General features: G+C 72.0%; 22 protein-coding genes. 11 read left to right on the top strand and 11 right to left on the bottom strand.

Annotated elements, in window-relative coordinates; genetic code table 11:
* Positions 1 to 21: 21 nt before the first annotated feature.
* Together WMF24_RS28650 and WMF24_RS28645 are read left to right on the top strand one after the other, a co-directional pair.
* Complete coding sequence (locus WMF24_RS28650; protein WP_437730586.1) at positions 22 to 438, top strand: DUF1992 domain-containing protein; 417 nt, start codon at positions 22 to 24, stop codon at positions 436 to 438.
* 117 nt (positions 439 to 555) lie between these two features.
* Positions 556 to 1,128 (top strand): SgcJ/EcaC family oxidoreductase, encoded by a 573-nt coding sequence (locus tag WMF24_RS28645; protein ID WP_437730585.1) that lies wholly within the window; start codon positions 556 to 558, stop codon positions 1,126 to 1,128.
* A 93-nt stretch (positions 1,129 to 1,221) separates the two neighbouring features.
* Here WMF24_RS28645 and WMF24_RS28640 read toward each other — a convergent pair whose 3' ends face one another.
* Positions 1,222 to 1,857 (bottom strand): hypothetical protein, encoded by a 636-nt coding sequence (locus tag WMF24_RS28640; protein ID WP_437730584.1) that lies wholly within the window; start codon positions 1,855 to 1,857, stop codon positions 1,222 to 1,224.
* Between the two features lie 532 nt (positions 1,858 to 2,389).
* Complete coding sequence (locus WMF24_RS28635; RefSeq protein WP_437730583.1) at positions 2,390 to 3,154, bottom strand: zinc-dependent peptidase; 765 nt, start codon at positions 3,152 to 3,154, stop codon at positions 2,390 to 2,392.
* A 270-nt stretch (positions 3,155 to 3,424) separates the two neighbouring features.
* On the opposite strand from WMF24_RS28635, the gene WMF24_RS28630 reads away from it, so the two are divergent.
* From WMF24_RS28630 to WMF24_RS28620, 3 genes are all read left to right on the top strand, one after another.
* Positions 3,425 to 3,835 (top strand): CBS domain-containing protein, encoded by a 411-nt coding sequence (locus WMF24_RS28630; RefSeq protein WP_437730582.1) that lies wholly within the window; start codon positions 3,425 to 3,427, stop codon positions 3,833 to 3,835.
* An 81-nt stretch (positions 3,836 to 3,916) separates the two neighbouring features.
* On the top strand, positions 3,917 to 5,650 hold the full coding sequence (locus WMF24_RS28625; protein WP_437738868.1) for an acyl-CoA carboxylase subunit beta: 1,734 nt from the start codon (positions 3,917 to 3,919) through the stop codon (positions 5,648 to 5,650).
* Between the two features lie 44 nt (positions 5,651 to 5,694).
* Complete coding sequence (locus WMF24_RS28620; protein ID WP_437730581.1) at positions 5,695 to 8,559, top strand: biotin/lipoyl-containing protein; 2,865 nt, start codon at positions 5,695 to 5,697, stop codon at positions 8,557 to 8,559.
* Here the strand turns inward: WMF24_RS28620 and WMF24_RS28615 are convergent.
* Positions 8,540 to 10,285 carry a hypothetical protein gene (locus WMF24_RS28615; RefSeq protein WP_437730580.1) on the bottom strand — a complete coding sequence of 582 codons (1,746 nt, stop codon included), beginning with the start codon at positions 10,283 to 10,285 and terminating at the stop codon, positions 8,540 to 8,542. The two genes, WMF24_RS28620 and WMF24_RS28615, sit on opposite strands and share 20 nt — an antisense overlap.
* Before the next feature lie 252 nt (positions 10,286 to 10,537).
* On the opposite strand from WMF24_RS28615, the gene WMF24_RS28610 reads away from it, so the two are divergent.
* Positions 10,538 to 11,164 carry a glutathione S-transferase family protein gene (locus tag WMF24_RS28610; protein ID WP_437730579.1) on the top strand — a complete coding sequence of 209 codons (627 nt, stop codon included), beginning with the start codon at positions 10,538 to 10,540 and terminating at the stop codon, positions 11,162 to 11,164.
* 112 nt (positions 11,165 to 11,276) lie between these two features.
* Positions 11,277 to 11,717 (top strand): hypothetical protein, encoded by a 441-nt coding sequence (locus WMF24_RS28605; protein ID WP_437730578.1) that lies wholly within the window; start codon positions 11,277 to 11,279, stop codon positions 11,715 to 11,717.
* Between the two features lie 78 nt (positions 11,718 to 11,795).
* Here the strand turns inward: WMF24_RS28605 and WMF24_RS28600 are convergent, their stop codons facing one another.
* Positions 11,796 to 12,539, bottom strand: a complete 744-nt coding sequence (locus tag WMF24_RS28600) for a formylglycine-generating enzyme family protein (RefSeq protein WP_437730577.1) — start codon at positions 12,537 to 12,539, stop codon at positions 11,796 to 11,798.
* 164 nt (positions 12,540 to 12,703) lie between these two features.
* Between WMF24_RS28600 and WMF24_RS28595 the strand changes: the two genes are divergently transcribed.
* From WMF24_RS28595 to WMF24_RS28585, 3 genes are all read left to right on the top strand, one after another.
* Positions 12,704 to 13,162, top strand: coding sequence for a hypothetical protein (locus WMF24_RS28595; protein WP_437730576.1), 459 nt, complete (start codon positions 12,704 to 12,706; stop codon positions 13,160 to 13,162).
* A gap of 157 nt (positions 13,163 to 13,319) precedes the next feature.
* A complete protein-coding gene (locus tag WMF24_RS28590) occupies positions 13,320 to 13,997 on the top strand; it encodes a hypothetical protein (protein WP_437730575.1) in 678 nt (225 codons plus the stop codon).
* A 22-nt stretch (positions 13,998 to 14,019) separates the two neighbouring features.
* A complete protein-coding gene (locus WMF24_RS28585; RefSeq protein ID WP_437730574.1) occupies positions 14,020 to 15,531 on the top strand; it encodes an NFACT RNA binding domain-containing protein in 1,512 nt (503 codons plus the stop codon).
* Positions 15,532 to 15,621: 90 nt separating this feature from the next.
* Here the strand turns inward: WMF24_RS28585 and WMF24_RS28580 are convergent, their stop codons facing one another.
* The 6 genes from WMF24_RS28580 to WMF24_RS28555 form a co-directional block, all read right to left on the bottom strand.
* Entirely contained in the window at positions 15,622 to 16,080 is a 459-nt protein-coding gene (locus WMF24_RS28580; protein ID WP_437730573.1) for a TerB family tellurite resistance protein, read from the bottom strand.
* 25 nt (positions 16,081 to 16,105) lie between these two features.
* On the bottom strand, positions 16,106 to 16,885 hold the full coding sequence (locus WMF24_RS28575) for a HAMP domain-containing protein (RefSeq protein ID WP_437730572.1): 780 nt from the start codon (positions 16,883 to 16,885) through the stop codon (positions 16,106 to 16,108).
* 137 nt (positions 16,886 to 17,022) lie between these two features.
* Entirely contained in the window at positions 17,023 to 17,151 is a 129-nt protein-coding gene (locus WMF24_RS28570; protein ID WP_437730571.1) for a hypothetical protein, read from the bottom strand.
* Positions 17,152 to 17,489: 338 nt separating this feature from the next.
* Positions 17,490 to 18,737 (bottom strand): hypothetical protein, encoded by a 1,248-nt coding sequence (locus tag WMF24_RS28565; RefSeq protein ID WP_437730570.1) that lies wholly within the window; start codon positions 18,735 to 18,737, stop codon positions 17,490 to 17,492.
* Positions 18,738 to 19,152: 415 nt separating this feature from the next.
* Complete coding sequence (locus WMF24_RS28560; protein ID WP_437730569.1) at positions 19,153 to 20,457, bottom strand: peptidylglycine alpha-amidating monooxygenase; 1,305 nt, start codon at positions 20,455 to 20,457, stop codon at positions 19,153 to 19,155.
* A gap of 738 nt (positions 20,458 to 21,195) precedes the next feature.
* A complete protein-coding gene (locus WMF24_RS28555) occupies positions 21,196 to 22,233 on the bottom strand; it encodes a PA0069 family radical SAM protein (RefSeq protein ID WP_437730568.1) in 1,038 nt (345 codons plus the stop codon).
* 232 nt (positions 22,234 to 22,465) lie between these two features.
* On the opposite strand from WMF24_RS28555, the gene WMF24_RS28550 reads away from it, so the two are divergent.
* Complete coding sequence (locus WMF24_RS28550) at positions 22,466 to 22,888, top strand: cupin domain-containing protein (protein WP_437730567.1); 423 nt, start codon at positions 22,466 to 22,468, stop codon at positions 22,886 to 22,888.
* A 140-nt stretch (positions 22,889 to 23,028) separates the two neighbouring features.
* On the opposite strand, the gene WMF24_RS28545 is transcribed toward WMF24_RS28550, so the two are convergent.
* On the bottom strand, positions 23,029 to 23,454 hold the full coding sequence (locus WMF24_RS28545) for a GxxExxY protein (protein ID WP_437730566.1): 426 nt from the start codon (positions 23,452 to 23,454) through the stop codon (positions 23,029 to 23,031).
* Between the last annotated feature and the right edge of the window lie 160 nt (positions 23,455 to 23,614).

Genomic DNA, 23,614 nt, shown 5'->3' with positions numbered 1-23,614 from the left:
CTCGGGCAGGGAGGAGTGAGCATGGCGTTCAAGGGGCTGGAGCACCTCGTGGAGTCTCGGATCCAGGCGTCGATCGCGCGCGGCGATCTCGACCGGCTCCCGGGCCAGGGCAAGCCGCTCAAGGAGGACGATCTGACCGGGCTGAGCCGCGAGGAGCGGCTCGGCGTCCTGCTCGCGCGGTGCGCCGGCAGCGCGCCGGAGGAGGTGCGGCTCCTGCGAGAGGTCGCCGACCTGCGCGAGGCGATCGCCCGCGCGCCCGAGGGGGCCGCGCGGCAGAAGCTCGTGCGGGCGCTGCGGGACGCCACGCTGCGCCTCAGCGTCCTGTTCGAGGCCTCGGGCAAGCACGTCCTGGTCAGGCTGCTGGACGGCCCGGAGCAGGCCGGCGACAACCCCGCTCCGGGCGTCGGCGCCGACGCGCGCCCGCCGCGCGGGGGGTGACGAAAAGGGCCCTTGGCGAGCGACGGTAGCCAGGGGGCGGCCCGCCGCGCGGGGCGCGCGCGCCGCCGGTTGACGCCTCGCGACGGCTCGATGTAATGGCGACCCATGTGCCGAGCCTTGCTTATCGCAGCCTTGCCGCTCCTGGCCCTCGCGTGCGCGCCGGCCTCGCCGCCGCCCGCCGCGCCTGCGGCGCCCGCGCCGGCGGCGTCCGCGCCAGCCGCAGCCGCCGCGTTGCCCGACGCGCGCGCGCAGCAGGCGCTCGGAGAGCAGCTCGCCGCTGCCTTCAACGATGCCTGGAACCGGCACGACATGGATGCGTTCGCCGCCCTGTACGCCGAGGACGCGGACTTCGTGAACATCTTCGGGATGTGGTGGCATGGGCGGCCGGAGATCCGGAAGAGCCATGTCGGCATTCACGAGACCGTCTTTCGCCAGAGCCGCCTCACCAGCGTGCGTGTCGAGACGCGCTTCGTCGCCCCGGACATCGCGGTGGTCCGCTGGGCATGGGAGCTGACGGGCGCCATCACCCCCGAGGGCAAGCCGGCGCCCGACATGCAGGGCATCTTTGTGCACGTCGCGCGGCGCGAGGGGGATCGGCTCCGGATCGTGGCGACGCAGAACACGCTGGCGACCCCCGACGCCTTCCGCGCGGTGCGCGGCATGGATGCGCCGCCCAGCCCGGCGCCGTAGCGCCCGGCGGTCGCGCCTGGATCCGATGAGAGGCTTCGCTGCAAGGGCGCAGCGACGCGGGGGCGCAAACGAGGCGCGCGGCGCGCGACGGCCTCAGTCGACGTTGACGGTGGTCACGGCCGTCCAGTCGTTGCGGCCGTCGGCAGAGACGAAGTGGAAGCGCAGCGCGTCCTCGTGGCGAGCGGTCGAGACGATGACCGCGCAGGCGCCGACGTAGTCGTCCTCGCGGCAGGTGTCGCGGAGATCGCCGCGGTCGTCGAGCACGCCGACGCGGACGGGCGCCGCAGGCTCCCGCAGGTACGGCGCGGCACCGAGCTCGGCCGCGGTGGACGGGGAGGGGACGGCGGCCTCGAGGTCCCAGAGGCGAAGGTGCTTTGCGTCGGCGAGGTGGGCATAGAGCCGCTCGACCTCCCTGCCGGTGTCCTCCTCGACGGCGAGGGCGAGCAGGAGGATGCGGTCGTGCTCGCGGGCGCGCGCGCGGGCCTTGAACGTGATGGGCGCGCGCAGGGTGAGCACCGTGGGGAAGCGGCCCTGCGGCGCGTTGAAGCGCACGAGGGTGCGGCCGAGGGGGCGAGGCGGCGTGAGGCCGGCCGGGGCGTCCGGGTCAGGGGGGACGAGGAGGTATGCGGCGAAGAGCAGGACGGGCTCGGGCGCGCCGCGGAGCAGGCCGTCGTGGCCGGAGGCGATCTCGAGGCCGGTGAGGTCGAGGCGAAGGCGGAAAGAGCGCACGCGCCTCTCGGGCGGCGCGGCGGGGGCGGGCGACGCGGCGGGGGCGGGCGACGCGGCGGAGGCCGGGCGAGCCGCGGCGGGCGCGCCGCCCTTGCGGGATCTGGATTTGCGCTTTCGGGCCATCGAGGGGGCAGAGAGATACCACGATCGGCAGCGGAGCGGCGATCGACTCGCGCGCTGCGACGCGGCGGTGATGCGGGCGACCGCGGCGCCACGGGGGCTGCGCACCAGGGAGTCCGGCCAGGGATGCAGAGAGAGATTTCAACGCAAAGGCGCAAAGGCGCAAAAAAGAACAAATATTTGTCTTTGTATTTTTGCGTCTTTGCGTTGAAATTCTTTCACGCTTCCGCTCGCGAGGCGGCGCCTTGCAGTGGCTCTGACCCGAGAGACCGGAGCAACAACGGGTCGAACCCGCCTGAACGAGCAGAACTTCCAACCGCCAAGGCGCCGAGGACGCCAAGAGTTCATCTTCTTCTTGGCGTCCTTGGCGCCTTGGCGGTTCATCTCTCTCTCGACCAACGTGATCGATCTCCTAGCGCCCAGCCGGATCCTGCTGGTAGAACGCCTTCAGCTGGTCGTAGAGCTCCGGGTGCTTCGCCCTGAGCTTCCGCGGCTTCTCGAAGAACGCCTCGGTGACGACGGCGAAGAACTCGGCCGGGTTCGTCGCGCCGTAAGGATCGATGACCGTGCGCTTCAGGCTCGCCTCGTCGCGGATCAGGCGCTCGTACTCGCGGCCGAGGATGCGCGCCCACGCCGCGTACATCGAGCGCTCCGGCAGCTCGGGCGCGCCGTCGGCGGGGCCGTCCTCCTGGTCGAGCTGGTGCGCGAACTCGTGGAGCACGAGGTTGTGGCCGTCGCTCACGTCCGCCGCGCCCGCGAGCACGCCGTCCCACGCGAGCACGACAGCGCCGCGCGACCACGACTCCCCGAGCCGCGCGCGGCCGCCCTCGACGACGACGCCGCCCTCGCGGACCTCCCGGCCGCGGGCCACGTACGTGCTCGGATACACGAGGATGACCTCGAGCTCGGGGTAGTAGTCGGTCTCGCGGTGCAGCAGGAGCAGGCACGCCTGCGCCGCCACCGTGACCCGGATCTCGTCGGTGATCTCCAGTCCGCCGCACCCCTCGAACGGCTTCTCGTCCAGGAAGATCTGGATGTGCCCGAGCAACTCCTCCTGGTCCTCCGCCGGCAGGCGGCCGAAGCAGGGTACGTTCCGGTCGAGGATCGCGCGCCACGCGGGCGGAAAGGGCGCGCGTCGGACGGCGGCGCGCCGGCGCTTCCTGAGAAAGGCGAGCATCGGCGTCCATCGTAAACCACAACCGGCGCCGACGATCGCGGCGGCGTTCGCGCGCGCACGCGACGTCTCCCGCCTCGCCCCAGCGGCCCCCGCCGCGCCGCGCGATCCGCCCCGGCGAAGGGCTTGCGCTCGCGCGCAACCGCTGCGGCGCGCGCCCCGGCGACGCGCGCGGCCGCGTGGACAAGGGGCCGCACGCGCCGAGCTCGGTTCACTGGTCCGCGTCTTGCTAACTCCGAGAGAGCACGGACGCCCAGCGCCGGCGGAGGCACCATGAGCTCTTCCACTCTTCGCATCCAGGACTGCATGACCCGGAGCCCGCACTCGATCGGCGCCGATCAGAAGGTCGGTCTCGCCCGCTCGCTCATGCGCGGACACCGCATCCGGCACCTGCCGGTGCTGCGCGGAGGCCGGCTGGTCGGCATGATCTCCGAGCGGGACATCTACTGGATCGAGACGCTCAAGGAGGAAGAGGGCGATCAGCTCGTCGTCAGCGAGGCCATGTCGCCGTGCCCCTACGCCGTCGCGCCGGAGGCGCCGCTCGCCGAGGTGGTCCGCGAGATGGCCGAGCACAAGTACGGTTCGGCCGTGGTGCTGAAAGGCGAACAGGTCGTCGGCGTGTTCACGACCACAGACGCCCTCGCCGTGCTGGCCGCCCTGCTCACGCAGCAAGAGGCCGCCTAGCGCCGGGCCGACGCGGCGGCGCGGCCGGCCGTCGTCGGTTCCAACGTCGGGGCCCCGCGGGGTACGATGGCCCTCGTGTCCATGGCTCCGCTCGATCACCCCGATGTCGCCGCTGGCCCCTCCGCCCTCGTCCCCTCGCTCGACGATCCGCTCGACGACGCGCCCAGGGAGGCGGCGCCCCCCGCCTCGCCGTACGACGCCGCGCTGAGGGAGGCCGAGGAGCTCCGGCGGCGGCCCCACGTCTCGGCGGGCCTGGAGAACATCATCCGGCAGCACAGCAAGGGCCGGATGACGATCTGGGAGCGCATCGGGGTGCTGACGCCCGAGCCGCCGCGGGTCATCTTCGAGAACTGGGGGCCGAACCTGGACGGCGCCTCGCTCGTGACGGCGATCCTGCGCATCGGCAGCCGCGACGTCGCGCTGTACGGCCACGACTTCACCGTCCGCGCCGGGTCGATGGACGCGACGAACGGCCGCAAGCTCGCGCGGCTGTTCCAGATGGCGGGAGAGCGGGGGATCCCGCTCATCGGCCTCAACGACAGCGCCGGCGCCTACGTCCCCGCGGGCGTCGGCGGGCTCGACGGCTACGCCGAGGCGTTCGCGGCGCTCCGCAAGATCAGCGGCGTCGTCCCGAGCATCATGTGCATGTTCGGGTTCAACGCGGGCGGCGGCTCGTACCTCCCGCGGCAGGGCAGCTTCGTCATCCAGCCCGGCGGCACGTTCTTCGGCCTGACCGGGGCCGCGGTCGTCAAATCGGTCCTCGGCGAGGTGGTGTCGCCCGACGAGCTCGGCGGCCCGCGGGTCCACGGCGCCTCGGGCGTCGCCGATCTCACGGTGCCGGACGAGGTCGGCGCGCTCCGCACCACCGTCCGCCTGCTCGGCTACCTGCCGAGCAACAACCGCGAGAGCCCCCCGTTCCAGCGGACGAGCGATCCGCTCGACAGGGAGACGACCGAGATCGACACGCTGCTCCGCAGGGCGATCTCGTCGCCGACAGGGTACAGCACGCCGCTCGACATCAGCATCGTCATCCAGCGCGTCTGCGATCACGGCGATTACTTCGAGGTGCAGCCGCAGCGCGCGCGCAACACGATCACCGCGTTCGGGCGGGTCGGCGGCCGCGTCGTCGGCTTCGTGGCGAACAACAGCGCCGTCGCGTCGGGGCAGATCGACGTGGCCGCCGCGTACAAGAACGCGCGGTTCATCCGCTTCTGCAACCTGTACAACATCCCGCTCATCTTCATGGAGGACACGACAGGGTTCCTCCCCGGCAGGGAGCAGGAGGCGATGGGCATCGTGCAGGCCGGCCGGGCGATGCTCGACGCGATCATCGACGTGCGCACCCCGCGCATCCTGCTGCTCGTGCGCAACGCCTTCGGCGGCGCTTACGCCTCCTTCAACAACTACGCGACAGGCGCGGACGTCGTCCTCGCGCTGCCGACGACGCGCGTCGCCGTGATGGGGCCCGCGGGCAAGGAGTTCGTCTACAAGGACGAGCTCCGCAAGGTGCGCGCGCAGGCGAGCGCCAGGGAGAAGGCCGGCGTCAAGGAGCGGCGCGCCCGCGGCGTGGACGAGGCGAGGGCGAAGGCGGAGGCCCGCGACGAGGCCGCGGCGTGGCTGAAGGCCCGAGAGGCCGAGTTCAACGCGCGGTACGAGCGGGAGCTCATGAACCCCCGCGAGGGGCTCAGCCTGGGATCGATATCGCGGCTCGTGATGCCGCGCGAGCTCCGGGCGGTGCTCGCGGAGAACCTGGAGTTCTTGCTCCGCCATTACCAGCCAGGGCCGTTCGTCGGCGTTCAGCGGGAGTTTCATTGACGATGGGTGCGCACGAGAACAAGCGCGGTTACGACCGCAATCCGATGGTTGTGCGCGATCGCCGGCTCGGCCGATCCAGCTCGGCGTGGGCGCGCTCCTTCGCCGCCGAGGACGTGCGTCCCCTCATCGTCGGCCGGGGGCCGATCCGGAAGGAGGCGATGGACGTCTTCGCCCAGATGGGGATAGCGCACCACGGCATCCTCCTGTCGGAGAAGGACTCGATCGTCTACACGCACGCGCTGGCGCCGGAGCTGCGCTGCATCCACCCCGCGCGCGTGCACCGGGTCAAGGACTACACGGGCGCGACGAAGGACGAGCGCGTCGCGCTGATGCACGAGATCGTCGCTATCGCGCGGGAGGGCGGCTACACGCACGTGTTCGCCGGCTACGGCTTCATGGCCGAGGACGAGGAGTTCGTGCGCACGCTCGAGGAGGCGGGGCTCGTCTTCATCGGGCCTCGCTCGTCGGTCCAGCGCGCCGCGGGGCTCAAGGACGAGGCGAAGCGCACGGCGCTCGCGACGGCGGTCAGCGTGACGCCCGGCATCGACGACGCGACCCGTCGGATCGTGCTCCGCAGGTGGCCCGATCACGCGGCGCTCCGCGCGGCCGCGGCCGAGCGCGGCCTCGAGGTCGCCGGCGCGCGTCTCTCGGACGAGGTCCCGCTCGCCGAGGCGGCGGACGCGCTGCTCGCGGCGGCGTACGCGCGGCGCGTGGATCTCTACACGACGGACGAGCTCTGCGCCGAGCTCGAGCGGGGCGCGGCCGAGCTCCTCGCCCGCCACCCGGGGCGGCGGATCCGGCTCAAGGCGATCGGCGGCGGCGGCGGCAAGGGGCAGCGGCTGCTGGCCGGCATCGCGCCGGACGCGGCGGATCCCGCGGCCGCGGCGCGCGCGCGGGCGGCCGAGGTCCCGGCGCTGGCGCGCGAGGTCCTCGCGGAGGTGAAGGCCGCGGGGGTCGGCGACAACAAGAACATCCTGCTCGAGGTCAACATCGAGGAGACCCGGCACAACGAGATCCAGCTCATCGGCAACGGCGCGTGGTGCGTGGCGCTCGGCGGGCGCGACTGCTCGCTGCAGATGCACGAGCAGAAGCTCCTCGAGGTGGCGATGACGCAGGAGGAGCTGACCGAGGCGATCGCGCGGGCGCGCGCGGCCGGCGACGACCGCCGCGCGGCGTCGCTCGAGCGCGAGCTCGCCTCGCTGGCCCGGATGGAGGCCGAGGCCGAGCGGTTCGGTCGGGCGGTGGGGCTGAACTCGGCCTCGACGTTCGAGTGCATCGTCGAGGGCGATCACCATTACTTCATGGAGGTCAACACCCGTATCCAGGTCGAGCACCGGGTCTCGGAGCTCTGTTATGCGCTCCGCTTCGAGAACCCGGACGACCCGGCGGACGCGTTCGAGGTGACCTCGCTCATCGAGTGCATGGTGCTGCTCGCGCGCCACGGAGCGCGGCTCCCCCGGCCCATGCGCGTCCGCCGGGAGGCCTCCGCGATCGAGGCGCGCCTGAACGCGACGAACGGCGCGCTGGAGCCGCACGCGGGCGGCGTGATCGTCTCCTGGAGCGATCCGCACCCGCACGAGATCCGCGACGATCAGGGCATCTGCGTGAAGAACCCCGACACGGGGGTGTTCATGCACTACCGGCTGGCGGGCGCCTACGACAGCAACATCGCGCTGCTCGTGACCTACGGCGGCTCCCGCGAGGAGGCCTACGAGCGGCTCTGCGAGATCCTGCGCACGACGACGCTGCGCGGCAACGATCTGCACACGAACCTCCTGTTCCATTACGGGCTCGTTCACTGGTTCCTGGCGCGGGACGTGTGGGCGAAGCCGACGACGCGCTTCGTCGTGCCGTACCTCACGCAGGTCGGCCTCCTCGCGGCGGAGATCGGCGGCCTCGATCTCGACGCGATGTGGGCCGAGCTCGCCGCCCGCCACGAGCGCCGTCTCGCGGCGCAGCCCGGCGCCGCCGAGGGGGCGCCGGGGGCGCTCCGGAAGGTGTTTGCGCTCAAGGAGACGCTCGTGCGCCGCCCCGTGGAGAGGATCTGCGCGGAGCCGCACCTCCTCTCGGCGTGGCTCAGCCGGAACCTGGGGTCGTTCGAGATCCGGTCGGGCCGGGTGCGCTGGCTCAAGAACCCGGTCGAGGTGCTCGCGGACACGTACTGGCTCCTCAACATGGCGCCGCAGCCGAGCGCCCCGGCGATCCACGTGATCTGGGAGCACGATCAGGCGCTCCTCTCGCGCGCGCTCGGCTTCTACGGGCGCCTCCGCGAGCGGCTGAGCCAGGCCGGCGGCGCGCCGTCGTGGCCCGTGCTGCGGGAGATCCTGTCCCAGGACGCCGCGCCCCCCGGCCACGACAGCGAGCTCTGGCGGCGCGTGCGCGGCGCCCACCTCGGCTTCCAGGCGGGGTTGGAGCTCCTCGACGCGCTGGTGCTGGCGGGGGAGGCGACGCGCTTCTTCGAGCTCCGCGTGCGGGAGGACGGGACGATCGCCATCCCCGAGCGCCTGCTCGAACGCGAGCTCTCGGCCCGCATGCGCAAGGTCCTCGCGCCGCCGCCCGCCACGCGGGCGAACGAGATCGTCGCGATCACGGGCGGCATGTTCTACGCGCAGGAGGCGCCGGATCGGCCGCCCTTCGTGACGAAGGGCAGCCATTTCAATGCGGGCGATCCGCTCTATGTCCTCGAGGTCATGAAGATGTTCAACAAGGTGCTCGCGCCGTTCTCGGGCACGATCGAGGAGGTGCTCATCGACGGCGGCGAGGGGGCGATCGTGCAGAAGGGACAGCCGCTCTTCCGCGTGAAGCCGGACGAGGCGCTCGTGGAGGAGGACGCCGCCGAGCGCAAGCGCCGCCGGCGCGAGCAGACGACGCGGGTCGTCGACGCGGTGTTCAATCCAGAGGGGCCCTGAGCGGGGCGCTTGGCCGGGCGCGGCGGGCACCCCGCCGCGTGCGACGCGATGGCGCGCGTCGGCGGCAGGCGCCGAGGGCGAAGGGGGCGAGGAGGAAGGCGATGAAGCGACCCGACGAGGGCACGTCGGCGCCGAAGCCGCAGACGCAGTCCGAGGAGGGCCGGAAGATGCCGGTGGTCGGGCCGGTGGGGGCGCCGCCGCCCTCGCCCGCGGGGCCGCCGAGAGCGCCCGACGACGCGACGGCGTCGAGCGAGGGGACGAGGTGCGTGTCCCCGGCGGGCGCCGGCGCAGGGGTGCACGCGCCGGCCTTGCATCGCTCGCCGGCGGGGCACACGACGCCGTCGCAGCGGTCGACGCAGATCCCGCCCCTGCAGGCGGTGCCAGGCCCGCACACGACGCCGTCGCAGGCGGCCTCGACGCACTGGCCGGTCGCGGCGGCGCAGCGCTCGTCCGGGGAGCATCCGCGGCAGCCGCAGTGGATCACGCAGGCGCCGTCCACGCACACGTCGCCGTCGTCGCAGGGGATGCCCGCGCACGGGTCCAGGCACCGCCCGCCGCGGCAGCGCTGGCCCACCGGGCACACGACGCCGTCGCAGGGAGCGCGGCACGCGCCGGCGTCACACACCTCGCCCGCGGCGCACGTCACGCCGGCGCAGGCCGGCTCGACGCAGGCGCCTTCCTCGCACACGAGCCCCGCCTGGCACGGGAACTCTCCGCGGCCGCAGCGGTCGACGCACCGACCGCGGCTGCACACCTGGGACTCCGGGCAGGGCGCGCCCTCGTCGACCGCGCCGTTGCAATCGTTGTCGACGCCGTCGCACCGCTCGGCCTGGGCGCCGGGCTCGACGAACGGCTTGCAGATAGGCTGTCCCTGATCGTCGCAATCGGAGAGCCCCGCGCGACACGCGCCGGCGCCGTCGGGGACCTCGCACGGCTGGCCGGCGTCGCGGCAGAGGATGCCGGAGAGGCGGAACAGGAAGTCCTCGTAGTCGAGGTCGTTGCCGTTGACGCCGGCGGCGCCGGGCGCGTCGCTGAAGTCCAGGTCCTCGAACCCGAGATAGAAGGTGTCGGGCAGCGCGTTCGAGCGGTAGACGAGCGTCGAGAACCAGGGGCCGGGGCTCGCGCAGCGCGTGCATTGCACGTTGAACCGGTGCTCTGTGTAGTGGTACTGCGTGGCGGTCACGACGCCTGTCCCGTTCGGGTTCGGGACCAGCACGAACCCGATGAGCCCGCCGAGGTACGCGGGGCTGTCGCGGATCGAGAGGCCCGTGAGCTCGCGCTGCCCGGGGGGCGGCAGGCTCGTCGAGAACGGGAAGAGGAGCTGGATATCGCTCGCCGGCGACGGCGTGTCGAGGTTGGCGCCGAGGTCCAGGGGGACGTACCGCGGGGGGTCATCGCTCGCGCGGCGATCGTCGGCGTTGTACCAGCCGACGGCGAAGCTGGCGATGCCGCCCTTGGCGATGTACTTGCCGCGGAGCACGCAGAGCGGCGAGAACAGCTCGGGGTTCACCGCCGCGTCGGCGACGGGGGCGATGCCCTCGTCGATGTTGTCGTTGCTCTCGGAGCCGTTGAGATAGCTGCTCAGCGGATCGGCGTAGGCAGGGATGACCATGCCGTTCGGTTGCACGATATCGGCCCGCGCCGCCCTGCTTGTACAGAGGAGCAGCGCGCCGGCGGTCAAGCACGGCGCAATCGAAGACGGGTTGCTCGCGATCGGTCGGTGCATGCGGCTCCTGGTGCGCTCCGGCGAACAATCATTCATGCAACCTGTGAGGGGCGCCTCGCGGGCGGCGCGCCGACGTATCTCGATGGGACATTGTCGATCGCGCGGATTCGCCGCGCGCCGTTCCGAAAGACGGTGGCGCGCTGGACAGTGCTTTTCGGGAGTTCCCCGATACGGTTGTACGGGCAACTCTACGGCTGCACGGCGGCGCGCGGCGCTGCTATGGAGGGGCGCACCGGACGGAGGTGTGAGGCCATGGTGACGATCTACGGGTGCAAGGGGTGCGGCTCGACGTTGATCGAGGCGGTGTGCGAGCTGCTCGGCGAGGAGTACAAGCGGGTCGAGGTGACGCCCTGGGAGTCCGGGCCAGCCGTCGAGTCGTTGAGGGCGTTGAACCCGCTGCTCCAGGTGCCGACGGTCGTGCTCGATGACGGCACGGTGATGACCGAGAGCGTGGCCATCGTCCTCTGGCTGCTGGAGCGGCACCCGGGCACGGATCTCGCCCCGCCCCCTGGCGATCCGCGGCGCGCGGCGTTCCTGCGGCAGCTCGTGTTCTTCCCTGCGGCCATCTATCCGATGTACACGGTGGGGGATTTCCCCGAGCGGTGGGTGAAAAGCAAGGCGGCACAGGAAGAGCTCAAGGAGGCGACCGTGCAGCGCACGCTGGGTTGCTGGAAGGCGATCGAGGCGGGCTTCGGGCCGGGTCCCTTCTTCCTCGGCGAGCGGATGACCGTGCTCGACGTCTACGCTGCCGTGCTCACGCGCTGGCGCCCGGGCCGGGATCGCCTCCGCGAGGTCGCGCCGCGCGCCGTCGCCGCGGCCGAGCGCGCCGAGGCCCATCCGCGCCTCGCCCCGGTGATCGCGCGCAACTTCGGCGGCTGACGACCGCGCGGACGGCCTCCGGGAGCGGCGTGAATCTCATGCCTCCGGGCGCCGGCGCATGAACGACGCGCCCGCGCGATCCACATTCGGGCGTCATGGTATCCTTCGTTACATGAAGACCATGGCGTTCGGGATGGCGGGGGAGATCTTCGTCGTCGTCCACGGAGATTGCGGCCCGTCTGATGAGGAGTGGGATCGGTACGTCGACGCGTGGATCACCCATTTCCAGGGACGACCCCGCACGCGCACGCTGATCGTCACGGATGGAGGATCGCCGAATCCGTCCCAGTGGCAGCGCATGGTGACCAACCGACGATTGCCGGATTTCTATCGGATCCCGTCCAGGTACTGCGTCGTGACAGACTCGACCTTTGTTCGTGGTGTCATGGGCGGCATGGATGCACCGGGGCTGAGCCCATTCAGCGGTCGATACAAGCTCTTCCCGAGGGGCCAGCTCGTCAGCGCGCTGCGGGAGCTCGACGCCTCGCCGTTCGAGGAGCGGACGGCCGTCTCGCTGGTGGACGAGCTCCGGGAGACGCTCGGCAAGCGCTGAGGGCCCGCGATGTGCCTGCTCGTCGCGCGTTCACGCGTGTCGTGAAGAACCTCTGACGGGGGCTCCGCGGGGCGCGCCTCACGGCCCCGCCGCCGGCTCCTTGCAGCAGCGGAATCCGATCTCGTAGAACCGGAACATCGGGCCGTGCGAGTCGTTGGTCCCGCGGCACCCCGCCCAGGGCTTGGACCAGTATCCGCCCTTGAGCGACGAGGGGTGGGGCCACTCGGGTCGCGACGTCGACACCCACTCTTCCACGTTGCCGACGAGATCGACGACGCCGTACGGGCTCACGCACGCCGGGTACGAGCCCGACGGCTCGCCCTGCCAGAGCCGCTGCGTCTCGGCGGCGCGCACGGCCGGATCGTTCGACGCGAGCCGCCGCTCGCTGATCCCGCGGTAGGGCTTGCTCACGTTGCAGGCGGCCGGGTCCTGGGCGTAGCCGTACGGGAAGGGGAGCGCGGAGGGCCCCTCGCACGCGAGCTCCCACTCGAACTCGGTGCAGAGGCGCTTGCCGATGGCGGCGCACTCGCGCTCGGCCTCCACGTAGCGGAGCATCACGACGGGCAGCGCGCCGGCGCGGTTCGGCCACTCGTGGCGGTCCATGCACGTGCGCACCGGCGTGAAGCGCGGCTCGGCCGCGAACAGCCCGGGGAAGAAGCTGAAGCAGTGGCCGCCGCGGTAGCTCGTGCAGATCCGCTGGACGTTCTCGTGGTGGGTGCCCTCGACGAGCACCATGTCGGGCGGGCAGGCCGACGCGGCCCCCGGCCGGGGCGGCGCGGCGGCCTGGGCGAGCAGCGGGGCGAGCAGGAGGTCGAGGAGCACGCGACGGCTCTCTAACGCAAAGCCGCGCGGCGCACGAGGGGCCGCGCGGCGGCGCGCGTCGATCCACGCTCGCGCTGCGGTGTGTCGCGCTGCGCAGCGGTCGCGGTCGCGCCGCCGCCTCGTCGCGGTCGCGCCGGGGCGCCGATCCACGGTACGCTCGCGGCATGGGAATAACGTTGCTTGATACGCGCCTCGTTGCGCTTGCCGCCCTGGCGTGGGGGAGCGCCTGCGGCGGCAATGTCGTCGTCGACGGGATGCCCGACGGATCGGGTGGCGCCGGCGCGACGAGCGCCAGCGCGGTCGCCGTCGGCGTGACTGGCACCAGCGGGAGCTGGACGACCAGCGCGGCGGTGACGAGCTCGTCGACCGGGGTGGGCGGCGGCGACGCCCGGTCGATGTGCGTGAGCTATTGCGAGCTCGTCGCGGATCGCTGCGGGATCGGGCCGGGCGGCGGCTGCGGCGGCGCCTGCGATGAGCAGGTCGGCATCGCGCCGGCGTGCAACGACCAGCTCGCGCCGTTCTTCGAGTGCGCGATGCGCCACGTGGACGCGTGCGACGTCTTCCCGGACAGGTGCCAGGAGCACCTGGACCGGTATGACGAGTGCACGCGCCGCCCGGGCTGAGACCCGCTGGCGCGCTCCGACATCGGCAACAGCTCGTGCCACTGCAAGGGCTCGCGCGACGGCCAGGATGTCTCCGTCCGGTGCGGCTCCCCGGGGCGCTCGCGCCGCCCCCTCGCCGCGCTCGCGCCGGAGCGCGCCCCTGCGGTAGTCTCGCGGCATGGAGATGACGCGGCTCAGGACGCGCCTCGCTGCTGCGCTCGCCGCCCTGGCGTGGGGGAGCGCCTGCGGCGGCAACGTCGTCGTCGACGGGATGCCCGACGGATCCGGAGGCGCCGGCGCGACCAGCACCACCTCGGTCAGCGTCGGCGTGACGAGCACCAGCGGGAGCTGGACGACCAGCGCGGCCGTGACGAGCTCGTCCACCGGGGTGGGCGGCGGCGACGCCCGGTCGATGTGCGCGCGCTATTGCGAGCTCCTGGAGGGGCGCTGCGGGGTGGTGCGGGACGGCTGCCGCAACGCCTGCGATCTGTGGTTCCTCGAGGCGCCCGCGTGCAACGAGCTGCTCGTGCCGTACCTCGAGTGCGCGATCGACGACGTGGACCAGTGCAGCTTCTTCCCTACCGAGTGCGAGGAGCGCCTGAGCCCCTATTCGATGTGCGCGATCGGCCCCGGCTGCCCGCCGCTCGCGTGCTCCGGCGGCGGCGACCGCACGTGCGACTGCAAGAGCACGTGCCGGGGCGTGGATTACGCCGTCGCGTGCCGCCCCATAGGGCCGCGCGACGTCACCTGCTCCTGCTTCATCGACGGCGAGGAGGTGTTCACCTGCGGCGACCCTCCCCCGGCGTGCGACCTCGCGCGGGGCTGTTGCGAGCCGCTCTTCGACGAGCGCCGCTGAGGGGGCGCGCGCGGCGTTCGCCATGAGGGACGACGAGCTGGGCAGCGCGGAGCAGGGCGGGGCGCTCGCCGAGGCGGTCGCGGGCTGGGTGGGCGCGCGGATCGACGCGGCGCACGCGAACCCCGCGACGGGGCTCGTCGCGATCGCCGTGTACGCCGGGGCGCGGCGGGTGCTCGGCGCCGGCATCGGGCCGCGCGTGGCCGGGGCAGGGGTCCTGCCGCGGGCGCCGCGCCTCCGCGCCGGCGCCTCGCACCCGCTCGTCGCCGCGATGCGGGCGCACCTCGTCGGCCGCAGCGTGCTGGCCATCGAGGTGCGGCGCGACGGGATCGCCGTTGTCGCGGGCGAGCCGCTGCCGGGCGACCAGGGAGGGCCGCTGCCGGGCGACCAGGGAGGTGACGAAGAGGCCGACGTCGAGGCGGCGTGCGCGCCCGGGGCGCGGCTGGAGCTCGCGCCGGGGCGCCGGGGCGAGGCGCGGCTGCTCGACGCCGCCGGGAACCTGATCCTCCGCTGGCCGCCGCAGGGGAGCGCCCCGCCGGCGGAGGTCGTCTACCCGGCGGATCCGCTGGCCGCCGGCGCGGCGCTCGTCGAGGCGAGCGACGCCGCGGCCGCCGCGCAGGAGAAGGCGGCGCTCGCGCGCGCGGTGAGGGCGCGGCGCGCGGCGCTCGAGCGCCGGGCCGAGGCGGTGCGCGGCGATCTCGGGCGGCTGGGGAGCGTCGCGCGCCTCCAGAAGACGGGGCAGCTCCTCCTCGCGCAGGGCGCGCGGGTGCCGCGGGGCGCCGCCAGGGCGCTGCTCGACGATTGGGAGACGCCGGGCGGCACGATCGAGGTCGCGCTCGACCCGGCGCGCCCCGCCAAGGCGCAGGCCGAGGCCTTCTTCGCGAGGGCGCGGCGTTACCAGCGCGGCGAGGCGGTGATACGCGCCCGCCTCGCCGAGACCGAGCGCGCCCTGGAGGCGATCGCCGCGCTCGAGGCCGACGTCGCGGCGGCCGAGGCGCGGCCCGAGGCGCTCGATCCGCTGGCCCAGCGCGCCCGCTCCCTCGGCGTGTCGCGCGCGGACCTCGCCGGGGTGGGCGCGGGCGCGGCCGGCGAGCCGGGCGCGGCCGGCGCGCGCGGCGCCCGGGCCGGGCGGGCCGCCCCGCGGCTGCCGTTCCACGCGTACCGGAGCGCGACGGGGGCCGCGATCCTGGTCGGCCGGGGCGCCGCGGACAACGACGCGCTGACGACGAAGCACGCGCGGCCGCACGACCTCTGGCTGCACGCGAAGGGCGTCGCGGGGTCGCACGTGGTCGTGCCGCTGCCGAAGGGCGCGAGCTGCCCCGCCGACGTGCTCGTGGACGCGGCGACGCTGGCGGCGCACTTCAGCGACGCGCGCGGCGAGACGGTGTGCGAGGTGAGCTACGTCCCGCGCCGCCACGTCCGCAAGCCGCGCGGCGCGGCGCCGGGCGCCGTGACGTACGACCGGGAGAAGGTCATCGCCGTCCGCATCGAGCCGGAGCGCCTGTCGCGGCTGCTCGCGACGAAGGACGAGGGCTGACGCCGCCTTCAGGCGGGCGCGGACCGCGTCGAGACGGCCAGGGGCATTCGGAGGCGGCGCGGGCCGCTCCGCAGCTGCCCGCCGCCGCCTTCAGGCGGCGAACGCCGCCCGCACCTGATCGTTCAGCTCGGCGAGGCGGCGCGCCGGGAGCTTCGCCGCGCGGGCGAGCGAGTCGATGACGGCGCGCTCCGCGTCGGAGACCCCCTCGCTCGCGTGGGCCACCGCGAGCGCGATGATGATGCCCTCCTCCACCGCGTCGCAGTCCGCGAGGATCTCCGCGAGCAGGCGCACCCGGGGCTCGACGCCCGCCGCGGCGATCACCTTGAGGCTCGCCTCGATGAGGTAGCGCACCAGCTCGGCGTTGAGCTCGGTGCCGAGCATCGGCTCGATGAGCTGCCGCAGCGAGTCGATCTCCTCGGCGTCCACGGTGCCGTCCGCGTTCGCCACGAGGGCGCCGAGGTCGACGATCGGGGTCGGGTTGTACTCGTTCAGATCGAAGCGGGCGCGGAGCAGGCCGGCGGCCTGCTCGACGAGCGCGGGGGGCTTCATGTCGCCTCCGGTCCGGCGATTCGCCTCATGACTTGCCACCTTTCGGCGTGCGGCGCCGCACCGTCTCGGCCTCGCTGAGCCCGAGGCAGAGCTGCGCCCGGAGCGCGCGCAGCCCCGCGAGCACCTCGGCCGACGCCGACTGGGCCTCGGCCTTCTCGATGGCCGCGTCGAGCGTCGCGAGCCTGCCCGTCTGGAGCGCCTTGAGCGAGTACGTCATCTGCACGAACGTGTCGAACAGGTCGCCGAGCTCATCGCCCTTGCGCAGCCCTTCCCCGATGGTGAGCCGCGTCGTCCCGACCTGGCGGCACAGGCGCTTCATCTGGTGGACCGGCCCCACGATGCGCTGGGTGATGAAGAGCCCGAGCACGCCGAGGACGACGAGGAGGAACGCGCCGCCGCCGATCAGGATGTTGAGCAGGCGCTCGCGCAGCGCCTCGACCTCGGCGCGCCGCCTGGCGACCTCGGCGAGGTTGCGCTCGTGCTCGCGGTTCGTCTTCTCGAGCTCCTCGTCGAGCGTGCTGCCGAGCTCGGAGTCCTCGCCGCCGAGGGCCGCGGTGCTCATCCTGAGGATCTTCGCGCTGTTCGCGGCTTCCTTGAGCGCGAGCTCCGCCTGGTTGGCCGCGTACCGCGCCTGTTCGTTCGCGACGCTCGCGGTCTGCCAGACGACGACGCCGAGCACGACCATGACGGCGAGCACGACGGCGACGAGGAGCCCCGTGTACTTGAGCTGAAATCGCGGGTTGAGGAGCAGCTTGCGGCGTGCGGCCGGTCGGGCAGTGGTGCGATCCTGGGCGGGAGAGGTCATGAGGTCTCGTCGGCGGGCGGACGGCATGACCGCCTGCACAGGACAGGGCACGATCGGGAGGCCGCGCCGGTGCGACCCCCTGAAACGCACTGCGGTCCCACTGGTACCGCATTCCTCGCGCCGGTCGCAAGGGTCATTCAGTCCCCCGGGGGCCCGTCGAGGCGCTCCCGCGCCCTGTCTCCGGCCGTCGCGCCGTCGGCGGCCGTGCCGTCGGCGGCCGTGCCGTCGGCGCCCCGTCGCACCTCGACAGGTCGCTCGCGGCGCACGCGGCATGCACGCGCTGCCGCGCCTGCTCGGACCGCGAGGCGCCGTCCGGTCCGAGCGGGCGAGCGTGGGCCGTGCGGCGCGGCCACACCGCCTGGAGGTGGAGCGGAGCCCCTGCGAGTACCTCGTCGCCCAAGTTCCTCCCGGGTTCCGTGATGGAGAAGAATTTGAACCACAGAGGCACAGAGGACACAGAGGAGAGACAAAGAAACTCTGTGCCCTCAGTGCCCTCAGTGCCCTCAGTGCCCTCCGTGCCCTCTGTGCCCTCTGTGCCTCTGTGGTTTTTTTACATGGAACCAGGGACGAACTTGGGCGACACGGTACCAGGGCGGAAACCGCTCTAGAGGCAACCGCAAGCGAGCGAGCCTTCGCGCACCGAAAAGCCGTCGGCGTCGGCGTCGTCGGTCCAGAAGAACGGCTTGACGCCGCCGCTGCACTCCGCGTCCGGCGCGAGCGCGATGCCTTCGTTGTTGGAGTCCGGCAGCCCGCTGGGGTGCGTGAAACGCCGCTCCAACACGAAGCGCCCGAGCGCGTCGTCGATCCCGAACACAGCGGACTGGTTGTCGCACGTGTCGTCGCAGGATGCCCACAGCCTCCCGGTGCCACGGTCGAGCTCGAGCCCCATCACGCCCTCGAGCGGCGTCGAGATGCTGGCCACCAAGGTGGCCGCGCCGCTCTCGTGATTCAGCGCGAAAGCGTACACCTTGCCGGTCTCTTCCACGCCAACGAGACACAGGCCGCCGCCGTGCTCGCCGTAGTCGCTCGGGACGTACGCTCGCGCCTTGCTCTCGTCGAAGAAATGGTGCGCCGTGAGCAAGCTGTCAGGCGCCCATGTGACCGCTTCCAGACCCGCGTTCGCGTCGACCTCGGGCAAGAGGGCGGTGAGGTTCCACTCGTGGGTCGCGGTCAGCGTCGCTCCGGCGGCCGTCACGTCGTAGCGCAACACGGACAGCCGGCTCACGGACGGATCGTCCGTGTCGCGCTCGGCGCACACGTAGACGCCCGCGGCGCTCGTGGCGGCGAGCGTCACGCCCTCCGCGTCGGGCGTGCCCTTGCCGTTCGGGTAACGCAGCCGTTTGCCGGAGGCCCAGCCGTTGGACGTGTCCGGCGCGTAGCTCCCTCCGCTCTTCAACAGCCGAAACAGCTTGGCGGAGAGGTTGTCGGTCGCCCACAGCACGCCGGGCGCCTCGTAGGTCAGGCCGCTCAGATCGCTCCTGAACGCGTCCTCGCTGTCGAGCGTGTGTACCTCGGCCTCGCCGGGCCACGGCGACGGCTGTGTCGAGCCCGCCGGGCACGCGCCGGCGCTGCCCGCCCCCGCGCTCGCGCCACCGGCTCCGTCGGCGCCGCCAGCGTTCGGGGCGCCGGCCGCGCCGGTCGAGCCCGCGACAGCCGCAGCGCCGCCGCCCGCTCCCCCAGCGCCTGTTTGTGCTGAGCTCCCGGTCGAGCCTCCTGCCACGGACGAGGCGCCGGCCTCCGACGTACCGCTTGTCCCGCCCGACGGCGCTGGCGGAGGCGGCTCGCTCGAGCCGCTGCCGCACGCGGCCAGCCATGCCATCGCGACGACGGTTGCGTAAGACGGGAGGTTCATCGCGCTCGGGGTGCTTTCTTCTGAGGCGCCTGGAACAACTCCGGCTGAGTGGGTTGGACCTGCTTCGGCCTCGCTCGTGGCTGCTGGGCGGGGAGCGCCGCAGGCTCGATGCGCGCCAGCTCCGGCATCACCGTCGGCATGCGGTCATGAACCTCGGCGGCTATGGCGCCGACAATATACCACAGCCGAGCGAACTCGTTGGATCGGTTTCTCGATCCCCACGACGCCGTGGGCGGGCCCGCCCTCACCGGCGAAGCGATCGACGCGGCCGTTCGGGGTGGCGCGCGGCTCGAAGAGACCCTCGAAGGCGCCCGGCGGCGCGCGCGGTGCTCCTGTTCGCCAGGCTTGCGAGCGCTCTCACCGGACGGCGCGCGCCTCCGCTTGGGCACAGGCCGCGCGTCTTGCACGAGCTGGTCTATCTTGTCGTCACACAGGACGCGTCGTCCGTCGGAGAAGTCAACTCTAGCTCTTGAGACGGATAGTACATCACGAAATTATAGCACATCTCATCCAGCGTCCGCTCCCCGAACTCCACGGCCATGTTGCCCGGGTTGTCCCACGCGCAACGCGTCCTCACGGTGTCGCCGCCTCGAAGGATGGTGTCGTTGTCGTACCAGATCTGGTTGTCGAAGTCCCACGGATCGGCGAGCCCCAGGTTGCTCGGCTCGCTGCCGTCCGTGGGCACCGTGTTGCTCGACAGGTGCTTGCCGAGCTTGTGCATGTGCGGCATGACGCTGATCACCGAGATCGCCCCCATATCCCGCGGGAACTGGTAATCGCAGCTCACGTCGAGCGAGCCGTGAGGCGGGATGTTGATGTCTTCTGTGCCGAACGCGAAGATGCCGGCGTCGTTGGGGCGGAGCTCCGTCGTCGTGCAGACGTCGAAGCCGGTGCTGTCTTGCTGCCCGTCGAGGCCCTTGATGTTGCTGTAGTGCACCTGGATTGTGAAGTGTGCCGTGCCTTCCAGCGGGAAGCCCGCCTCTGGCGGCAGCTCCGTGGCCTCGCCGCCGGGCGCCCAGACGGACAAGAGAGCCCCATTGATCTCGCCCCCATTGCACGGCGTGGGCGTCGAGGGAGACGCCTCATCCGACTTGAAGAGCAGGATATGGTGTACGATGGTGCTGTTGTCGATGTGGGGCACGACCCCGACGAGGTGTCGTTTCTGGCCGATCTCTACGTCGACCCCATAACACATATACTGGTCCTGGACGCCCTTCGGCATGACGTAAGGCGCGGACGGCGCTAGCAGGACATCCGGTGTGCAGCTCAGGGTCGGAGGGTGGATGGTTCCGCCGCCGCCCGGGTCGGCGCACGTGTCTTTACCGGCCGGCATGCCGGCGGCGATCCATTGATCGAAGATCGCGAGCTCCGCGGCGGTCAGGCGCTCGGTCGGGGGCGGAGGCATGGGGCGCGCGGTGTCGCGGGCGCGTGCGGCGACGAGCTCGTAGACCTTCTTGTCGGGATCGCTCACCGCGGGCGCGACCAGATCGCTCCGGTCGACCAGCGGGAACGGCGCGCCGAACGTCGGGGACGCCCCGTGACAGGCCTGGCACTTCGTGGAGAGGATCTTGTCGACGTCGCACGGCAGCGCTTCCGCGTCGCCGTTCTCCGGACCGGAGCCGGATGAGCCGCTGCTGCCCTTCTCGGCGTCGCTGCACGCGACGACCACGAGAGCGGATAGGAAGGACAGCGCCGAGAACAAATAGCGACCAGGATTCATGCGAGCTCCTCGGGGAAAAGTGCGACGTGAATCGGCGTTCGACGGTATCGAGCGCTGATCTGCAGCTTCTTGAAAGGGCGGTCGAAGACCGAGATTCCGAAAGAGGCCGTCGAATTGGGTGGAAATTGGGTGGAAGAAGCACGCGCGCCGCGAGCTCCCGAGAACAGCGGGAGACCTGGCGCGTGAGACCACCGGCGACCCAGGTCTACGGACGGGCCGGCGACCTGGCGTCGGTGCTCCTTCGGTGAGTGCCCGCCCGCTCTGAGATCGTTCAACGGTGCGCTCACGCGGAAGGTATCGAGGCGCTCGCGCGCCAGGAGGCGCGGTGCCGTCTGGTCAAAGCTCGGCTGCGGACCAGGGTCGCGCGCGGGGATCCATCTACGGGGCGCGCCCGAGCCCGCTACTGAGGCTCAGCGGCGTGCTAGTAGCACGTTCACCGTCTTGTCGCCGGACTCCCCGAGCACCCCATTGATCCGTGGGCGATCATCCTGGATCTGCGCCTCGAGCATCATGATCGCCTCGCCACGTCCGTCTGTCGTCGTGTGAACAGCAGATCGGCCGCGACGAGGTTTGGCGTTCGCGTCCCCCCCTGATTGCAGTGAACGATCCGCTTGCTCGCTTTCAAGCCGTTCGACCCTCTCGACACAGCGCGCCAGCACGGACCAGCATGGCCAGCGCCGCGCTCCCCGGGATTTCCGGAGGGTCGTGGCCCTCGACCCCCGGCATCGACGGCCGCGCTCAACGATCGAACAGCGTCCCCTGCCGGCTCGGCCGACGGAAGGTCGAGCGCTCTTCCGCCTCGTCGGCCGCGTCGCCCACGCGCGCCCGGTTCAGCCCGAGCCGCTGGCAGTGGACCTCGAAGAGGCGCTGGATCGCCGCCCAGCGCGGGCCTGCGCCCTGGAAGCGCGCCCCGAAGGAGGCCTCGTTCATCTTGCCGCCGCGCATCTCCTGGATGGCGCGGCGGACCTTGCCGGCGCGGTCGGGGAAGGCCTCCTCGAGGCGCTCGTCGAAGACGGGGAGCACCTCGCGCGGCAGGCGCAGCGGCATCATGAAGGCGCTCTGCGCGCCGGCGTCCCGGGCGCGCTCGAGGAGCTCCGGGATGTCGCTGTCGTTCAGGCCGGGGATCATGGGCGACAGGGAGACGCCGGTCGGCACGCCCGCGTCGGAGAGCGCGCGCATCGCCTCGAAGCGCAGCGACGAGCGGCTCGCATACGGCTCGATCTTGCGGGCCACGGCGTCGTCGGCGAAGGGGATGCTGAGGTGGACGCGGGCGCGGGCGCGCCGCGCGAGCTCGCCGAGCAGGGCGGCGTCGCGCCGCACGAGCGCGCCCTTGGTGATGAGCCCGACCGGGTTCCGGAAGGCGAGGCAGATCTCGAGGCAGCGGCGGGTGAGCTCGTAGCTCGCCTCGAGGGGCTGGTAGCAATCGACGTTGCCGGAGAACACGAGGGTGTCGCCCTGCCAGCCCTTGTGGGAGAGCTCTTTTTCGAGCAGCTCGGGCGCGTTCGCCTTGACGACGATCTTGCGGTCGAAGTCCGTGCCGGCGCCCCACCCGAGGTACTGGTGCGAGGGGCGCGCGTAGCAGTAGGCGCACGCGTGGATGCAGCCCCGGTACGGGTTGACGCTGTACCGGAACGGAAGATCGGGGCTGTCGTTCGCCGTGATGATGGAGCGGGCCTGCTCCTCGAAGACCTGCAGCGTCGCCGCGGGCGCCTCTTCGAGGTACTCGACCTGGGTCGACGACCACGGGTTCGGAGGGTTGTTCACGGGGTGCGGCATGGTGCGGGGCGGCGCCGGGCGAGGGGCCGGGCGGCGCGGGCGTGAGTGTAGCGCGGCCGTGGGTGGGGTGGGAGCGTTTGTTCAGGTGAGCCCGGTCAGCGCGGGCGTGACGGGCTGGGCGGGCGCGGGGGCGCGGGGGTGCGGGCGCGGAGGGGCGCGACGGCGGCGCGGATTGACACGGCAGGGGCGGCCTGCTCGCATGGGCGCATCCAGGAGCGTTGAGAGGGACAAGATGGCCAATCCGAGACAGCCGGGGTTCGAACTCCACAGCACCTACCTGCACCTCGCGGACGGGGGCGACGCGCTGCCCATCGAGGTGAGGCCGACGTTCTGGCAAGAGCTCATGTCCGGCGACTCCCAGGCCGCGGACGTCCGGCGGGTGGCGGACGAGGGCGGCTGGCTCGTGACGAGGTTTCACCTCGCCGAGGACATGCAGCAATGGGAGATGCACCCGGCCGGCGACGAGATCCTGTACCTCCTCTCGGGCGCGGTCGACATCGTGCTGGAGGAGCAGGGCAGAGAGCGCGTCGTCGCGCTGCGCGGGGGCACGGCGTGCAAGGTCCCGCAGGGCGCGTGGCACCGGTTCATCGTCCGTGAGCCGGGGGATCTCCTGGCGATCACGTACGGCAAGGGGACGCAGCACCGGCCGCTGTAGCGGGGGTGCGGCGGGATTGCCCATCGGCGTTCACGTGGGCATCGTGGCGTGGTGCGCTCGGTGTCGGCGCGCCTGTATGCGTGGTATGGAGAGAAATTGAACCACAGAGGGCACAGAGGGCACAGAGGGAGAGAAAAGAATCATGCGTCGTTGACGACGCGCTTGATCCCGAGGCGGAGCGCAGGGACGTTGAACGTGACGAGCAGACCGTGCCGGAGCCGCATGGCCTTCAGGTAGGAGAGCAGCTGCGCCACGTGGATGGCAGCGAGGTGCTCTACCGCCTTGAGCTCGACGAGCAGGCGATCGGCCACGAGCATGTCCACTCGCCCCTCGCCAACGACTCGTCCCTTGTAGTCCACCCCAACCACAACCTGCCGCCTGAACGGAATTCGCCGGGGTGACAGCTCGACACCGAGCGCTTCCTCGTAAACTGATTCGAGGAATCCCGGGCCGAGCACGCGGTGTACCTCGATCGCGGCTCCGAGCACCTGACGAGTGAGCCCCCTCAGCTCGGCATCCAGCTCAATCTCTTCTTCCTCTGTGCCCTCTGTGCCTCTGTGGTTCATTCTCTCTCTTGTCGACGGCGACAGAAGCTCAGTTGCGTCGCTCGGCGATAGTCGATCACAGCTCGGGGCACGCGGCCGCCATCCACAGGACAAACCCGCTCCCTCCGTCCCGCGCCCGGGCATGGAGGCGCCACGGCTTGGTGCAACGGCCGCGCCGGGC

It is taken from the genome of Sorangium sp. So ce1335, assembly GCF_051521615.1.
Taxonomy (GTDB): Bacteria; Myxococcota_A; Polyangia; order Polyangiales; family Polyangiaceae; genus Sorangium.
Note: the sequence above shows the minus strand (reverse complement) of the source record. Positions and strands in the feature narration are given on the sequence as shown.